The sequence below is a fragment of the Alphaproteobacteria bacterium genome (genome assembly GCA_040218575.1).
In the GTDB taxonomy this organism is placed as follows: domain Bacteria; phylum Pseudomonadota; class Alphaproteobacteria; order JAVJRE01; family JAVJRE01; genus JAVJRE01.
Genome location: JAVJRE010000005.1, coordinates 1 through 13,802, shown reverse-complemented (window position 1 = coordinate 13,802; position 13,802 = coordinate 1). Strand labels below are relative to the sequence as shown.

General features: G+C 67.7%; 15 protein-coding genes and 3 tRNA genes. 10 read left to right on the top strand and 8 right to left on the bottom strand.

Annotation, left to right across the window (positions count from 1 at the left end; all coding sequences use genetic code 11):
• The first annotated feature begins 60 nt into the window (after positions 1–60).
• Complete coding sequence (locus RIE31_05995; GenBank protein MEQ8640136.1) at positions 61–336, top strand: sulfurtransferase TusA family protein; 276 nt, start codon at positions 61–63, stop codon at positions 334–336.
• Between the two features lie 77 nt (positions 337–413).
• Here the strand turns inward: RIE31_05995 and RIE31_05990 are convergent, their stop codons facing one another.
• From RIE31_05990 to RIE31_05980, 3 genes are all read right to left on the bottom strand, one after another.
• On the bottom strand, positions 414–1,010 hold the full coding sequence (locus RIE31_05990) for a cytochrome c (GenBank protein ID MEQ8640135.1): 597 nt from the start codon (positions 1,008–1,010) through the stop codon (positions 414–416).
• Between the two features lie 185 nt (positions 1,011–1,195).
• Positions 1,196–2,131 carry an allantoinase PuuE gene (puuE, locus tag RIE31_05985; protein MEQ8640134.1) on the bottom strand — a complete coding sequence of 312 codons (936 nt, stop codon included), beginning with the start codon at positions 2,129–2,131 and terminating at the stop codon, positions 1,196–1,198.
• 87 nt (positions 2,132–2,218) lie between these two features.
• Positions 2,219–2,854 carry a glutathione S-transferase family protein gene (locus RIE31_05980; protein ID MEQ8640133.1) on the bottom strand — a complete coding sequence of 212 codons (636 nt, stop codon included), beginning with the start codon at positions 2,852–2,854 and terminating at the stop codon, positions 2,219–2,221.
• 151 nt (positions 2,855–3,005) lie between these two features.
• On the opposite strand from RIE31_05980, the gene RIE31_05975 reads away from it, so the two are divergent.
• From RIE31_05975 to panC, 3 genes are read left to right on the top strand one after another with little or no spacing between them, the layout of a single operon-like run.
• On the top strand, positions 3,006–4,235 hold the full coding sequence (locus RIE31_05975) for an amidase (protein MEQ8640132.1): 1,230 nt from the start codon (positions 3,006–3,008) through the stop codon (positions 4,233–4,235).
• 33 nt (positions 4,236–4,268) lie between these two features.
• Positions 4,269–5,132 carry a 3-methyl-2-oxobutanoate hydroxymethyltransferase gene (panB, locus tag RIE31_05970; protein MEQ8640131.1) on the top strand — a complete coding sequence of 288 codons (864 nt, stop codon included), beginning with the start codon at positions 4,269–4,271 and terminating at the stop codon, positions 5,130–5,132.
• 4 nt (positions 5,133–5,136) lie between these two features.
• Positions 5,137–5,988: a pantoate--beta-alanine ligase gene (panC, locus tag RIE31_05965; protein ID MEQ8640130.1), complete on the top strand. Its 852-nt coding sequence runs from the start codon at positions 5,137–5,139 to the stop codon at positions 5,986–5,988.
• 25 nt (positions 5,989–6,013) lie between these two features.
• On the opposite strand, the gene RIE31_05960 is transcribed toward panC, so the two are convergent.
• The gene (locus RIE31_05960) at positions 6,014–6,985 is read right to left on the bottom strand and encodes a DMT family transporter (protein MEQ8640129.1); all 972 of its coding nucleotides are present in this window, start codon (positions 6,983–6,985) and stop codon (positions 6,014–6,016) included.
• 11 nt (positions 6,986–6,996) lie between these two features.
• Positions 6,997–8,139, bottom strand: a complete 1,143-nt coding sequence (locus RIE31_05955) for a C45 family peptidase (GenBank protein MEQ8640128.1) — start codon at positions 8,137–8,139, stop codon at positions 6,997–6,999.
• Positions 8,140–8,422: 283 nt separating this feature from the next.
• Between RIE31_05955 and RIE31_05950 the strand changes: the two genes are divergently transcribed.
• Positions 8,423–8,809, top strand: coding sequence for an AraC family ligand binding domain-containing protein (locus tag RIE31_05950; protein ID MEQ8640127.1), 387 nt, complete (start codon positions 8,423–8,425; stop codon positions 8,807–8,809).
• 57 nt (positions 8,810–8,866) lie between these two features.
• On the top strand, positions 8,867–9,655 hold the full coding sequence (locus RIE31_05945) for an SDR family oxidoreductase (GenBank protein ID MEQ8640126.1): 789 nt from the start codon (positions 8,867–8,869) through the stop codon (positions 9,653–9,655).
• Positions 9,656–9,706: 51 nt separating this feature from the next.
• On the opposite strand, the gene RIE31_05940 is transcribed toward RIE31_05945, so the two are convergent.
• Positions 9,707–10,468 (bottom strand): aldolase/citrate lyase family protein, encoded by a 762-nt coding sequence (locus RIE31_05940; GenBank protein ID MEQ8640125.1) that lies wholly within the window; start codon positions 10,466–10,468, stop codon positions 9,707–9,709.
• A 162-nt stretch (positions 10,469–10,630) separates the two neighbouring features.
• Here RIE31_05940 and RIE31_05935 point away from each other — a divergent pair, with 162 nt between their 5' ends.
• Positions 10,631–11,809 carry a TauD/TfdA family dioxygenase gene (locus RIE31_05935; GenBank protein MEQ8640124.1) on the top strand — a complete coding sequence of 393 codons (1,179 nt, stop codon included), beginning with the start codon at positions 10,631–10,633 and terminating at the stop codon, positions 11,807–11,809.
• A gap of 70 nt (positions 11,810–11,879) precedes the next feature.
• Here the strand turns inward: RIE31_05935 and RIE31_05930 are convergent.
• Positions 11,880–11,954: transfer RNA gene (locus tag RIE31_05930), tRNA-Thr, on the bottom strand.
• Positions 11,955–12,042: 88 nt separating this feature from the next.
• Positions 12,043–12,873 (bottom strand): 23S rRNA (guanosine(2251)-2'-O)-methyltransferase RlmB, encoded by an 831-nt coding sequence (gene rlmB / locus RIE31_05925; protein ID MEQ8640123.1) that lies wholly within the window; start codon positions 12,871–12,873, stop codon positions 12,043–12,045.
• 228 nt (positions 12,874–13,101) lie between these two features.
• On the opposite strand from rlmB, the gene RIE31_05920 reads away from it, so the two are divergent.
• From RIE31_05920 to RIE31_05910, 3 genes are all read left to right on the top strand, one after another.
• Positions 13,102–13,187: transfer RNA gene (locus RIE31_05920), tRNA-Tyr, on the top strand.
• 265 nt (positions 13,188–13,452) lie between these two features.
• A tRNA-Gly gene (locus tag RIE31_05915) sits at positions 13,453–13,526 on the top strand.
• Positions 13,527–13,675: 149 nt separating this feature from the next.
• The coding region (locus tag RIE31_05910; protein MEQ8640122.1) for a GTP-binding protein at positions 13,676–13,802 on the top strand (127 nt) is incomplete at its 3' end.

Sequence of the window (13,802 nt, the reverse complement as noted above, 5' to 3'; positions counted from 1 at the left end):
CAGCTTTTTGTTATTCCCGGGTGCCGGTACAGGCGCTCGTGCCGGTGTGGCGGAACGGCCATGACCGGCCGGCCCGACCCCGCCGCCACGGCCGGTCATGGCGCTGACGAGACGATCCTCGACACATCCGGCCAGAAGTGCCCCATACCGGTGTTGCTGGCGCGGCGGGCCCTGAAGCCGGTGCCACCGGGCGGTGTCCTGCGGGTGATCGCCACCGATCCCGGCGCGCGAGCCGACTTTCGCTCTTTCTGCGAGACTACCGGCGATGAGCTTCTGTCCGTGGCGGAGGAGGGTGAGCGCCTCATCTTCCGTATCCGCAAGGCGCCGGCTGTCTGACCGCTCGGGCACCAGCCGCCGGCAAACAAAAGCCCGGCCGGGGCCGGGCTTTTGCCACTATGGGAAAACGCCGGCCGTCAGTTGAGCGGCTTGCGGTAGGTTTGGTGGCAGGCCTGACACGAGCCACCCAGCGCCTGCATACCGGCGCCGACGCCTGCGGCATCTGTCGCGTCGGCCAGGTTGGCGGCGGCCATCTGCATGTCACTCAGCTTGCTATCGAAGTCCGCCATGTTATCCCAGATGACATCCAGCGCGTTGGTGTCTCCGTCAGCGGCCCCGGTGCCGGCCGGGAACAGATGGCCATACCCGTTGGCCAGCGCCTGCAACGCCTTGGCGCTGTTGGTGACATGGGCGCCGAAGGCCAGTTCGCCCTTGGCGACGGCGCTCAGCAGACCGGTATGGGCGCCGACACTGCGCATAATGGCGCGGCGAGCGGCAATCACGTCATCCGCATCCATATCCAGGCCGGCCGCCATCATGGCGTCGTCGCTCATGGAGTCACTGCTCATGGCGTCATCGCTGGCCATGGTGCCGTCGCTGGCCATGGTCTCGCCATTGTCCATGGCGTCGTCAGCCATCATCGGGCCATGGTCGCCGGTCTGGCTGAGAACCAGCCACATGACCAGCGCACCGGCGGCGGCGGCGATCACGGCGGTTATTACAATGCGAGGCATAAGCTTCCCCGGATTGAAGTGTCCGGACAGCGCCCGGTAGGGCGCGGATCGGCGGACGCTATCAGGCGGCGAATCCCGGTCAAAGGCCGCTGCTGCCTGTTCGCGAAGTTGTGAAGCCAATGCGGGCGTTGCCGGCCTGCCTGTTTCCGGCTCCGCGCTGCCGGTTCTGCACTGTCCGGACCGCCTCAGCCGCCGGTCGGGTAGGTGGCGGCCGGGTGGGTGGCGGCCCAGTGACGGGCGATTGCCTGGCGGTCGGTAAACCACACCCTGTCGTGTCGCCGGATGTGGTCCAGGGCCCGGATCAGCGCCATGGCCCGCCCGGGCCGGCCGATGATTCGCGAATGCAGACTGATGGTCATCATCTTCGGCCGCTCCGCGCCCTCGGCGTACAGCATGTCGAAATTGTCCCGCAGGTATTGCTCGTAGTGGCCGCCATAGGAGAAGCCGTTGACGTGCACGAGCTTCGAATCATTGTTGTCGAACTGGTGCGGCACAATCAGGTGCGGTTGACCACCGACCGTCTCCCAATAAGGCAGGTCGTCGGCATAGCCATCGGAATCATAAAGAAAGCCGCCATGCTCCACGACCAGCCGGCGGGTATTCTGGCTCGGCCGCCCGGTATACCAGCCTACCGGCCGGCGGCCGATCAGCCGCGTCAGGCTGTCTACGTTGCGCGCCATGTGCTCGCGCTCCAGCGCTTCGTCCATGCCGTGATAGTCGATCCACCGCCAGCCGTGGCTGCACACCTCCCAGCCCGTGCGGGCAATCGCCTCGGCCGCTGCCGGGTTGCGTTCCAGCGCCATGCCGCAGGCATAGATCGTCACCGGTAGCTCACGCTCCTGCAGAATGCGCATCACCCGCCAGAATCCGGCCCGGCTGCCATACTCATACATGCTCTCTATATTGACTTCGCGCTGGCCCGGCAGTTGTGACAGGCCGGCCACCTCCGACAGTATTGATTCCGAGTGGCCGTCACCGTGCAGGATCGAATATTCCGCACCCTCCTCGTAGTTGACGACGATAGAGACGGCGATTCTCGCGTCGCCGGGCCATTGGGCGTGTGGCGGCGTCTCGCCATAGCCGATCAGGTCACGGGGATAGGCGCTATCGGCGGGGCTCATGGGGGTCTCCTGCGGCGGGTTGGGTAGGACGTCTCACTCGGGCGGTTTCAGGTTGGTAGCCTGCGGCGGAGCCCCTTACGGCGGGCTCTAATTCGGTGGAATACGTACTTTGCGTAGGGACGGTCGGGTCTTGACCTGGTCATACCAGGCGGCCAGGACCGGTCGGCCGGCCCGCCAGTCGTAGGCCGGGTCGAGGCCGGCAAGGGCCTTGCCCACATTGGCCGCCACCGCCTCGACGAAGCTGACCGCTCCGGCGGTGAATATCTGCGCCGCGTCGAACGGGCCCGGCTCGGCGGCGTCCTGCTCCATGCGGTCGAGGCCCTTGACCACCTTGCGCCAGGCACGCTCCACATCGCCCTGGCGTTGCTGCTCCGGCGCAAACCGTGACTCCAGGCTCAGCGCCACCATGGCTTCAAACACTCCTTCGGCCAGGGTGATGCGGGTCAGGGTGCGCCACAGGGCCGGCCCCGGGCCGGGATAGAGGCTTGGACCAGGTGACAGGGAGTCCAGATACTGGCAGATGACCGGGCCGCCATAGATTGCCTCGCCCTGGTCCGTCACCAGCGTCGGCACCTTGCCCAGCGGGTTGATGGCGCTGATATCCACATCCGCTGCGAAGGGGATGACCGGCACCATCTCCATGCGGTCCAGAACGCCGGCCTCCTGGGCGAAGGCCAGGACCTTGTGGATATAGCCGTCACTCGGCGTATAGATCAGCTTCATGGTGCGCTAGCCTCGACAAGGGGCGATCAGGAGCCGACTGTCGGTCCCTGTTTGTTGCGGTGCAAGGCCCGCCGCGATGTGCACACAGGGCCGCAATCATAGTCGCCACGGGCCCCCGCTGGCCCCCTACTGGCCCCCTACGGATTGAACCATGAACGAAATGCCGAGCGACCCTTCAGCCGAAACTCACTTCCGCCGCCGCTTTGCACACCTTGGCTGCTTTGTGCCGCACGAGGATGTAGCCCTGCCGGGTGCGGCCAGCGGTCCTCTGGTGGGCCGCTCCTTTGCGGTCAAGGATATCTATGACATTGCCGGCCATGTCACCGGCTGCGGCAACCCCGACTGGCTGCGCAGTCATTGGCCGGCCGGCCATACGGCGCCGGCCGTAGCGCGGTTGCTGGCGGCCGGCGCCCGTATGACGGGCAAGACCATCACCGACGAGCTGGCCTTCTCCATCATTGGCGCCAACCATCACCACGGAACGCCCCTGAACAGTGCCTGCCCCGATCGTGTGCCGGGCGGATCCTCGTCCGGCTCGGCGGCAGCGGTGGCCGGCGGCGCGGTGGACTTTGCGGTCGGCTCCGATACCGGCGGTTCGGTGCGGGCGCCCGCCAGCTTCTGCGGCATCCTGGGATTTCGGCCCAGTCATGGCCGCATCGCGCTGGATCATGTCATGCCGCTGGCGCCCAGTTTCGACACATGCGGCTGGTTTGCCCGCGACCCCCTGCTGCTGGAGCTGGTTGGCCGTGTCCTGCTGCAGGATCACACTCCGGCTGCGGTCACCGCACCGGGTCGGTTGTTGCTGGCCGAGGATGCCTTTGCCGTGCCGGTCGCCGCGGCGCAGCAGGCGCTGGCGCCGGCCCGCCGTCTGGCCGAACAGGTGCTGGGTCCGGCGACGCCGCTGACCGTGGCGGCCGACGGCCTTGCCATCTGGCTCGACACTTTCCGTCCGTTGCAGTTCAGTGAGATCTGGAAAACCCATGGCGCATGGATTGAGGCGACCGACCCTGACTTTGGTCCAGGCGTCCGCGAGCGCTTCATCGCCGCTCGCGACGTGGATCCGGCGGTGGTTGCGGCGGCGGCGCGGCGGCGTGAGACGATCACCCGGCACATGGACGCGCTGCTGGCCGACGGCGCCATCCTGTGCCTGCCAGCGGCGCCCGATGCGGCGCCACGCAAGGACGCCGGCCAGGCGGTGTTTGAGGATTTTCGGGCCCGCACCCTGACGCTCACCTGCATCGCCGGCCTGGCCCGCTTGCCTCAGGTCAGTTTGCCGCTGGGCCGGGTCGGCGGTTGTCCTATCGGTTTGTCGCTGATCGCCGGGCGCGGCAATGATATTCTGTTGCTGGAGGCTGCCCGCCGCGTGATGGCCGCGGCCTGACGCCAACCTGTCGCGAAACAGCCTGACCGCACCATGTCCACTTCAACCCCCCGTGCCACACAGCGCACCACAACCGCCGCTATTGCCGGGCGCAAGGGCGGCCAACCCATCGTCGCGCTCACCGCCTATACGGCGCCCATGGCCCGAGCGCTCGATGGCCATGCGGATTTGCTGCTGGTGGGCGATACGGTGGGCATGGTGCTCTACGGCTATGACAGCACCCTGCCGGTCACCCTCCGGATCATGATCGCCCACGGCCGGGCCGTGGTGGCGGCCAGCCATCGTGCCTGCGTCGTCATTGACCTGCCGTTCGGCTCCTACCAGGAATCGCCGGTGCAGGCTTTTCGCAGCGCCGCCCGCGTGTTGCAGGAGACCGGCGCCCAGGCGGTAAAGCTGGAGGGTGGTCTGGACATGGCTGAGACCGTCGCCTTCCTGGTGCGCCGTGGCATTCCGGTCATGGGCCATGTGGGGCTGCAGCCACAGTCGGTGAACACGGTCGGTGGGTACCGGGTGCAGGGCAGAGATGCGGTTTCCGGCCGGCGGGTGCGTGATGATGCACAGGCGATCGCCGCCGCCGGCGCCTTCGCTCTGGTGGTGGAGGCGGTGGCCGAACCTGTGGCCCGCGCCATCACCGCCGAGGTGCCCGCGCCGACCCTTGGCATCGGTGCGTCAGCCTTCTGCGACGGCCAGATTCTGGTGAGTGAGGACATGCTGGGCCTCAATGGACCGGACGTGCCGCGCTTCGTCACCCGCTACGCCCGTCTCGACGAGGCCATTGAACAGGCTGCCGCGCGCTACGCCGCCGACGTGCGCGCCCGGCGCTTTCCTCAGCCGGAGAATATTTATCCCGGCAATGCCTGGCCGCCTGGCCGGCGGCCGGACACCCGCAAGGCCTGACCCGGTGGCTGATGTGCTGGTGGTGCGGCGGCGTGACGCGCTGCAGGCGGCGCTTGCCGAATGGCGCGGCGCCGGCCACAGCATAGCCCTGGTGCCGACCATGGGTGCGCTCCATGCCGGCCATGTCTCGCTCATGACCATCGCCGGCCGCGCCGCCGACCGGGTGGTGGCCAGTCTGTTCGTCAATCCGCGCCAGTTCTCCGCCGGTGAGGATCTGGCCCGCTATCCGCGCGATGAGGCGGGCGATCTCGCCACCATGGCCCGGGCGGGGGTTGGCCTGTGCTATGCGCCGCCGGCTGATGACATCTATCCGCCGGGTTTTGCCACCACCGTCCGGGTGGCGCGACTGGGCGATGATTTGTGCGGCCTGGCACGACCCGGCCATTTCGAGGGGGTGGCAACGGTAGTCACCAAGCTGCTGCTGCGGGTTCTTCCTGACTATGCGGTGTTCGGCGAAAAGGACTGGCAGCAACTGGTCATCATCCGCCGCTTGGTGGCCGATCTCGATATACCGGTGCGGATATTGTCGGGGCCGACCGTGCGGGAAGGCGACGGCCTGGCTCTATCGTCGCGCAATGCTTATCTGACGCCCGGTCAAAGGCGCATCGCGCCGATGCTGCACCAGACCCTGCAAGAGACCCGCTCCCGTCTTGCCGCCGGCCAACCGGCGGCCGTTGCCTGTCAGGCTGCCGGACAGGCGCTCGTCGCCGCCGGCTTCAGTGACGTGGATTATGTGACCGTGCGTGACGCCGCCACCCTTGGGCCGGCCGCTGACCCTGGCGCCGCCGCCCGGCGCATCCTTGCCGCCGCACGTCTCGGCGCGACCCGCCTGATCGACAATATTGGGGCCGACTGACAGGGCGCCGCTGACCGGCCGGGTGTCAGCCGGCGTCGCCTGCCGTTGTCGCGGGGCGTGGCCCCGATCCGGACGCTCTCTGCGGACGCGCTAATGTGGCGAGCCACAGGCCAAGGCCGATAAGGCCGATCCCCGGCAGGTGGAACAGGCGCAGGGACTCGTCCAGCAGCAGCACCGCGCCCAGGGTGGTGAACACCGGCATCAGGTGCAGGAACAGGCCCGACACATTGGGCCCGACCATGGCGACGGCCCGGTTCCAACTGACATAGGCGCCGATGGAGGCGAACAGCGCCACATAGGCGATCGATCCGGCGCTGACCCAGGTCACCGGCATGGGCCGCCCCCAGATGGCTTCCGCCACATAGACCGGCAGCAGCAGAACCAGGCCGATGGCGACCAGTGTGGTGAGCAGGGCCAGCGGCGGCACGTCCGGCGGCGCGCGGCGCAGCAGAACCGAATAGGTTGCCCAGAAGGTGATCGCCAGGACCATCCACAGATCGCCCCGGTTGAAGCCTAGACTGGCGATGACCGCAATATCGCCGCGGGTGATGATGACCAGGGCGCCGGCCAGCGACAGCGCAACCCCGGCTATCTGGCGCGGCGTCGCCGGCCGCCGGTCCAGCAGCCACGACACCAGCACGATCAGCACCGGCGTGGCCGAGACGATCAGCACCCCGTTGACCGCGGTGGTGGCGCCCAACGCCAGATAGGCGGCGCTGTTGAACCCGGCGATGCCAAGACCGCCCAGCAACAGAAGCAGGCCGAAGTGGGCGCCGAGGACGGCCCGGTGGCGCAAGGCTGCCGCGCCCGCGAACGGCAGGAGTATCAGCAGGGCCAACACCCAGCGCCAGAAGTTGAGGCCGATCGGCGGCACATCCAGATGCACCGCCCGCGCCAGCAGGAAATTTCCTGACCAGAACAGGGCCGCCAGAGTGAGAAGGGTGTAGGCCAGCGCCGGCGAGGCCTGGCGGCCTTCGCCTATCCCGCGACGGGCCATGCCGGTGCGGCTCAGGCGACCGTGCGCAGCCCGGCCACCGCGCCCGGACCGCCGGCCCGGATTTCGCGCCAGGAATGGGCGCACGGCGTTCCGTCGCTGACCCATAGAGTGCCGTCGGCCGGCCGCAGCACAACCGACGCCCGCGACTCACAGGTGGACCGTCCGTCCGCCACATGGCCACAGATGCTGAGCGGCGAATCCGCATGATCCGCCAGGCAGGCCTGCAGGATCCCGGCTGAAATCTCGCCATGACTGCGCGCCAGAAGCTGCATCATGCGTCCTTCACGGACGAAGGTGCTGTGGCCATAAACGCCCAGGCTGAGCGGCTGCAGGGAGTCTGCGCGGATGTGATTGGCGAAGGCGACGCTGTCCGCCGTCACATAAGTGACCGCGTGTTGTGCCGCGCTGGTCTCCACGTCCATCAGACCGAAATCAGAGCCGATCAGATAGTGGATGCCGATAGTGCGCTCGGCCTTGACCACGGCGTCCGTCGCCTCGCTCAGCGTTCGCCGTGACAGGATCATCCGGCCAATCACCGGCGCGGGCAGGCCTGGCCGCTGGTCCTGGACCAGAATGGCGCTGGCGACAAAACCGATGCCCGCGTCATTGACGCCGAACTCGCACATGATCCCCGCGTGGCCGATGGCCACCTGCGCCGGGCTGTCGTCATGGGCCGCGATGCGGAAGGCAATGGGCGTCCACAACGGCTCGATATCGTAGTTCTGACCGAGATAGACATTGCCGTCGCGCGCCGCGCCGCCCTGAACGCCGAAACAGGTGCAGCCACGCTGGCCCTCGGCCGCCAGGTGGCCGGCGTCGATCAGGCTCTGGCGCACCCGGCCCTGACGCAGTCGGCGGACCTCCGCGACACAGGTCAGGGTCATGATGGCGTCGCGGCTGGTCGCCGCGCCCTCGGCGATGCCTTCGATCTCGTCGGCCAGATCGGGTGCATCGCGGCGGATGGCCGGCCAGTGGGCCCCGGCATAGGCATTGATAGTCGCTTCATCGAAGCCTGGTGCGCCGTGCTCGCCCCGCGCCATCAGGCCGCGGAAGGTGTCGTACAGTGCGCCGATCTCGTGCCGCAGGGTCTCGCCATGTTGACGGCCACGCGTCCGCGGCGACCCGCTCAGTTCGATCAATCGGATTTCGTCCATGTCGCTCATTCCCCATGAAGGACCGTCATGCCGACAACGGGCGCCGGCGGTGCCCGGTCGGTCATCTGCCGAAAAGCTAGCAGGGACTCTGACTAATGGCCATGAAGTATGGCCGGGGGACTAATGGCCATGAAGCATGGCCGGGGGACTAATGGCCATGAAGTATGGCCGGGACGGGGAATCGACTCTGTGCCGTCCGGCGCTAGACTGGCCGGGCCATCCGGTGCCCCGCAGTGACCGGTCAGCCATTCGACGTCCATCGCTATCGCAAGGGAGATATCACATGTCCGGAATTCAGGCTTTCAGCCGCAAGGACCAGACCATCGACAACGCCCGGCCGGTCTTCACGGTGCCGGTCATCAATGCCGGCAACAGCGGCGGCATTGGCGGCGGCTTCTGCCACTTCCGGAAGTGCGAGATGGAGCACACGGTTAAGGGCTATAACGAAATCCTCTACATCATCTCTGGCAAGATGAGCCTGCGTCAGGGCGACAAGCGCTGGAATGTAGGGCCCGGTGATATCCTGTGGATCCCCAAGGACACCAAGTTCGTTTACGAAGCCGGTGACGAGATGTGCGTGACCTTCTACGCCACCGACCCGGCCACCATGTCTGGGTCGACCAAAAAGACCGATGCCTTCCCGGAGATCAAGCCGGTCAAGGTCGGCTGACCCGTCGACGGTCCGCCGTCCGGCTGTGCCGGCGCCCGCGCCATGTCAGGCGGCGCCATGACCAGCCCTGCGCCGGCCGGCGATCTTTTCTCTCTGGCCGGGCAGGTGGTGCTGGTGACCGGTGCGTCACGCGGGCTTGGCTGGGCCATGGCCCGCGCCATGGCGGGGCAGGGCGCTCATGTGGTGCTCAACGGACGGGATGGCGCGACGCTTGCCGCGCGTTGCGAAGAGCTGGCGGCGGCCGGCCACAGTGGCGAGGCAGCAGCCTTTGACGTGACCGACGAGGCGGCGGCCATCGCCGCGTTGGACCGGCTCATGGCGCGGCATGGTCGTCTCGATACGATCGTGCTCAATGCCGGTATCGGCGTCCGCAAGCCGCTGCTGGAGGTGACCACCGACGACTACCGCCAGGTGACCGAAACCAACCTCACCGCCTGCTTTGTTCTGGCCCGCGAGGCGGCCCGGCGCATGGTGCCGGCCGGCCGTGGCCGTATTATCCTGACGGCCTCGGTCATGGGTTTCGTCGCCCGGCCGGGGGTTGCGGCCTATGCGGTCGCCAAGGCCGGACTGCATGGCCTGACCCGCGCTCTCGCGGTGGAGCTGGGGCCGCAGGGCATCACCGCTAACGCCATCGCCCCCGGCTATTTCAAGACGGAGCTCAACCGCCCCTTGTGGCAAGATCCGGACTCCGGTTTTGCCCGCTGGATCGAACAGCGCACACCGCTCGGCCGCTGGGGTGAGCCGGACGAGGTGGCCGGCGCCGCCATCTTCCTCGCCTCGCCGGCCGGCGCCTTCGTCAGCGGTGCCATTCTGGCGGTGGATGGCGGCATGCTGGCCAATCTCTAGCCATCCGCCCCAAAGTGGACCTCTGGCCGCCCCCTCAGACTGTGTGACGATTCAGGCGCCGCGCGCCGCCTTGATTTCCGCCGCCGAACCAAGGGCCATCATCCGCCAGTCGATGGCGACGGTCACCAGGTCCATGCCCTGCTCGATCAGCCGCCGGCCCATGGCGCCGCCCGTGCAGTGCATGGCGCAGGCCTGGCCGCGCGCCTTGGTCGCTTTGCGCACGCGGGCGATGGCCTCCAGCACTTCCTTGTCCTGCGGGTCCGGCGAGGCGGCATAGCCCAGCGACAGGGACAGGTCATTGGGGCCGATATAGACTCCGTCCAGTCCCGGCACATCCAGGATCGCCTCCAGATTGTCCATCGCCTGACGGGTTTCGATCATGGCCAGGGTGACGATCTCGTCATTGGCGTGCAGCAGATAATCACTGCCGCCATACAGCGTGCCGCGGGCCGGGCCGACACTGCGATAGCCGTCCGGCGCATAGCGGCAGGCACCGACGAAGGCCCGGCATTCCTCGGCCGTGTTGACCATCGGGCAGATGATGCCATAGGCGCCGGAGTCCAGCGCCTTCATGATCAGCGCCGGATCGTTCCACACCACCCGCATCAGCGGCGTTGCCTCGGTGGTGGAGATGGCCTGCAGCATGGCGATGGCCTGCTGTCCGTCCACCATGCCGTGCTGGGTATCCACCGTCACGGTGTCAAAGCCGGCATGGGCCATGACTTCGGCCGAAAAGCTGGAGGCGACGCCAAGCCAGGCATTGATCGCCGGCTTGCCGTCACGCCACAGGGCTTTCAGGGCGTTCTGGCGCATGGTGCTGTCCTTATGGGGCTGGTGGTCCTCGGTGGTGCGTTATCTTGGCCGGTTGGCCGGCCGCCATGCAATTGCTCGCGCCCGGTGCTTGACCGGCGGGCCGACCCGGCGTCAGCGTATAGCGGCAACAGGTGCGGTGCTGTTCCCGGGCGAGGGGTGATCATGACTGACACGGTGACGATCCGATCGGCGGAGCCGCAGGCGGATGAAGTGCTGCAGGTCAGCTTCAGTGACGGACATACGACCGGATATCATTTTGTCTGGCTGCGTCACGACCTGTTCTTCCCGACGGCGCAGGGCGCCAAGTCCGGCGACGCCACCCCCTCCTTTCCGGACGCGCCGGGCGCCGTCACGCCGCGGCACATAGACACCGCCGGCGACACCCTGGCCATCGACTGGTCGGATGGCCGCGCCACCCGCCACGACGCCGCATGGCTGCGCCGTCACGCCTATGACCGGACCACCCGTCAGGCCGCCCGCCACCGGCCCGTGCTGTGGGATAGCCGTATGGGCAATGGCTTGCCAGCCCTTGGCTATGACCGGGTGGCGGCGGGCGACGACGGCCGTCTGGCTGTGGCCCGCCAGGTGCGCGACTACGGCTTCGCCCGTCTCACCAATGTGCCGACCTCACCCGGCACCGTGGCCCAGGTGGCCGGCCTGTTCGGCGTGCCGAGTCAGGGCAAGCACGGGCCCGTGTCGGAGATCAAGGTGGACTCCGCCTTCAACTATGGCGGCACCGAAGTGACGGAGTTCCTGCCGCTGCACACCGACAACAATTATGGCTACTACCCGCCGGGTATCAGCTTCTTTCACTGCCTGGCGGCCAATCCCGGCGGTGGCGACAGCTTTCTCGCCGACGGCTTCGCCATCGCCATGGCGTTGCGCGATGAGTCGGAGGAAGCGTTCGACCTGCTGGCCAGTACGCCGCTGCCCTATTCGATTCAGTCGGACGACCTGGACTACCGCGCCCACGGCCGGACCATCACCCTGGATGGAGACGGAAATCTGGCGGGTATTCGTTTCAGCGACCGGGCGCTGGACCCGCTGGACGTGCCGCCGGATCAGGTGCGTCCGGTCTATGACGCGCTGGCCCGCTGGGTCCGCCTGCTGCATGACCCGCGTTTTCAGATTCGCTACCACATGGAGCCAGGCGACATGTCGGTCTATGACAATCAGCGTATCCTGCACGGCCGCACCTACTATGAGCCGGGGCAGGGCCTGCGCCACATGCAGAGCTGTTTCGTCAGCCGCCAGCACTTCCACAGCGAGCTGCGCGTCCTGCTGAAGGCGGTCGGCGCGGCCGATGCGGATCTGTGGCTGGCGGAAGGGGCGCGGGGCTGACAGCCGGGCCCGGCTTTCGCCGCTGACGGCGGAAGGCCGGAGCGGCCTGGACGTATCGCGCCGCGCCCTCTGGTGCCGGCTGAGGGATTTGAACCCCCGACCTTCGGTTTACAAAACCGCTGCTCTACCACTGAGCTAAGCCGGCCCAGGCGGGCCGGACCTTAGGCGCAGACGGCCCCGTCCTGCAATCAGCCCGGCCCGGCGGCCCGCCCGACCAGCCCGGCTAGCCCCCGTCAACCGGGCGTCATGGCGGCCCGCCGCCGCCAGCACTCCCACAGAACCACCGCCGCACTGGCCGCCAGATTCAGGCTCTCGGTGCCGCTGGCCATGGGAATGCGGGCGAGGGCGTCACAGCGTTCGCGCGTCAGACGGCGCAGGCCCTCTCCTTCAGCGCCCAGCACCAGACAGACCCGTCCCTCCAGCGGCGCCTGATCGAGCGGCATCGCGCCCGCCGCATCCAGGCCGATGCACCAGAACCCGGTCGCCTGCAGCCGCTCCAGGGTCTGCGCCAGATTGACCACCCGGGCGACCGGTACCCGTTCAGCCGCGCCGGAGGCGGCTTTCAGGACGGTGCCGGTCAGGGGCGGCGAATGGCGGTCGGGCAGGATCAGGCCGGTGGCGCCGAAGGCGGCGGCGGAGCGCAGGACCGCACCCACATTCTGCGGGTCGCTCGCCTGGTCCAGCGCGACAAGCACTGCGGCCGGCCCGCTGGCACGGATCAGATCCTCCAGATCGGCCGCCGCCGGCGGCCCGGTCAGCAGGGCGATGCCTTGGTGGACCGCCCCTGGCGGCAGCAGGCGGGTCACCTCGCCGCGGCCCACAACGTCGCGGTGGGCGGCGCGGCCGGCCAGATCCGGCGCCAGATCGGCCAAAGCCTCGGCGGTCAGGGCCAGGCGCTGGCAGTCGCGATCGGGATTGGCCAGCGCCGCCTCGACCGCGTGGCGGCCCCAGACCCAGTCGGTGCCGCCCGCCCGCCGCCCACGGCGGCCCGGGCCGCTGCGACCGGGGCCATTATCGGGCCCTGGCGGGCGGGAGGGGTTTTTGTCTCGGTTGCGTCCGGCCATGAGGTTCGACTATATAGAGTGTTGAGACGAGGAACGGGACGCCGTGGTGGCCGGGATGCCGGAAACCGCGACGCTTGTTCTTTCCCTTTGTGGCAGGGTCGTTGACTCCCGTGGCGGGGTCTTTGACCACAGTGGCAGGGTCGTTGACAGGGCTCGGAATATCTCGATATTGCGCGGGCGCTTTGGCTGCAAGCCCTGATTTTCGGGGTGGTTGCGCCAGCCAGGCAGGGAGGGGTGGCCGAGCGGTTAATGGCAGCAGACTGTAAATCTGCCGACTTATGTCTACGTAGGTTCGAATCCTACCCCCTCCACCACCACCGCACCATGGCGTTGGTGGCGGCAAGACCCGGGCCGGACCAATCCGGTCTGTAAACGGGCGGCGCCTATAGGCGCTGAAGAAGTTCGGGCGCCGCGTGGCGCGGTATCAGTGGCGCCGGGCGGGCGCACGAAGACCCTGGTCGCGATGGATCGCTGCCGGGGCATACGGTTGACGATCCGGGGTGGCGGCGGACCAGGGAATACACGACAGCTCAGACACAGACTCAGGGGCCGATATTCGGCGGCGTGGCGGGTGACCGGGCGGGTGTAGCTCAATGGTAGAGCACCAGCCTTCCAAGCTGGTGACGTGGGTTCGATTCCCATCACCCGCTCCATTGTCGCCCCCTCCCGCCCTCTGGCCGGAGAAGGCCGGGCCAGGGATCGGGCGTATTGGGACGGGCGTGCTGGGCAGGGACAAGGTGGTGCGGGCCGCGAGGGCTGTGCCGGATGCGACAACGACTTGAGACGAGGGAGATCCTGACCGATGGGGAAGGAGAAGTTTTCGCGGACGAAGCCGCACTGCAACATTGGGACTATTGGTCATGTTGACCATGGGAAGACGACGCTGACGGCGGCGATCACGAAGGTTCTTGCGGAATCTGGCGGTGCGA

What these genes read in the sequence shown, in the direction of transcription:
- RIE31_05995 (MEQ8640136.1), top strand. Translation starts at nt 61, where the DNA reads ATGACCGGCCGGCCCGACCCCGCCGCCACGGCCGGTCATGGCGCTGAC.
- RIE31_05990 (MEQ8640135.1), bottom strand. Translation starts at nt 1,010, where the DNA reads ATGCCTCGCATTGTAATAACCGCCGTGATCGCCGCCGCCGCCGGTGCG.
- puuE (MEQ8640134.1), bottom strand. Translation starts at nt 2,131, where the DNA reads ATGAGCCCCGCCGATAGCGCCTATCCCCGTGACCTGATCGGCTATGGC.
- RIE31_05980 (MEQ8640133.1), bottom strand. Translation starts at nt 2,854, where the DNA reads ATGAAGCTGATCTATACGCCGAGTGACGGCTATATCCACAAGGTCCTG.
- RIE31_05975 (MEQ8640132.1), top strand. Translation starts at nt 3,006, where the DNA reads ATGAACGAAATGCCGAGCGACCCTTCAGCCGAAACTCACTTCCGCCGC.
- panB (MEQ8640131.1), top strand. Translation starts at nt 4,269, where the DNA reads ATGTCCACTTCAACCCCCCGTGCCACACAGCGCACCACAACCGCCGCT.
- RIE31_05960 (MEQ8640129.1), bottom strand. Translation starts at nt 6,985, where the DNA reads ATGGCCCGTCGCGGGATAGGCGAAGGCCGCCAGGCCTCGCCGGCGCTG.
- RIE31_05955 (MEQ8640128.1), bottom strand. Translation starts at nt 8,139, where the DNA reads ATGGACGAAATCCGATTGATCGAACTGAGCGGGTCGCCGCGGACGCGT.
- RIE31_05950 (MEQ8640127.1), top strand. Translation starts at nt 8,423, where the DNA reads ATGTCCGGAATTCAGGCTTTCAGCCGCAAGGACCAGACCATCGACAAC.
- RIE31_05945 (MEQ8640126.1), top strand. Translation starts at nt 8,867, where the DNA reads ATGACCAGCCCTGCGCCGGCCGGCGATCTTTTCTCTCTGGCCGGGCAG.
- RIE31_05940 (MEQ8640125.1), bottom strand. Translation starts at nt 10,468, where the DNA reads ATGCGCCAGAACGCCCTGAAAGCCCTGTGGCGTGACGGCAAGCCGGCG.
- RIE31_05935 (MEQ8640124.1), top strand. Translation starts at nt 10,631, where the DNA reads ATGACTGACACGGTGACGATCCGATCGGCGGAGCCGCAGGCGGATGAA.
- rlmB (MEQ8640123.1), bottom strand. Translation starts at nt 12,873, where the DNA reads ATGGCCGGACGCAACCGAGACAAAAACCCCTCCCGCCCGCCAGGGCCC.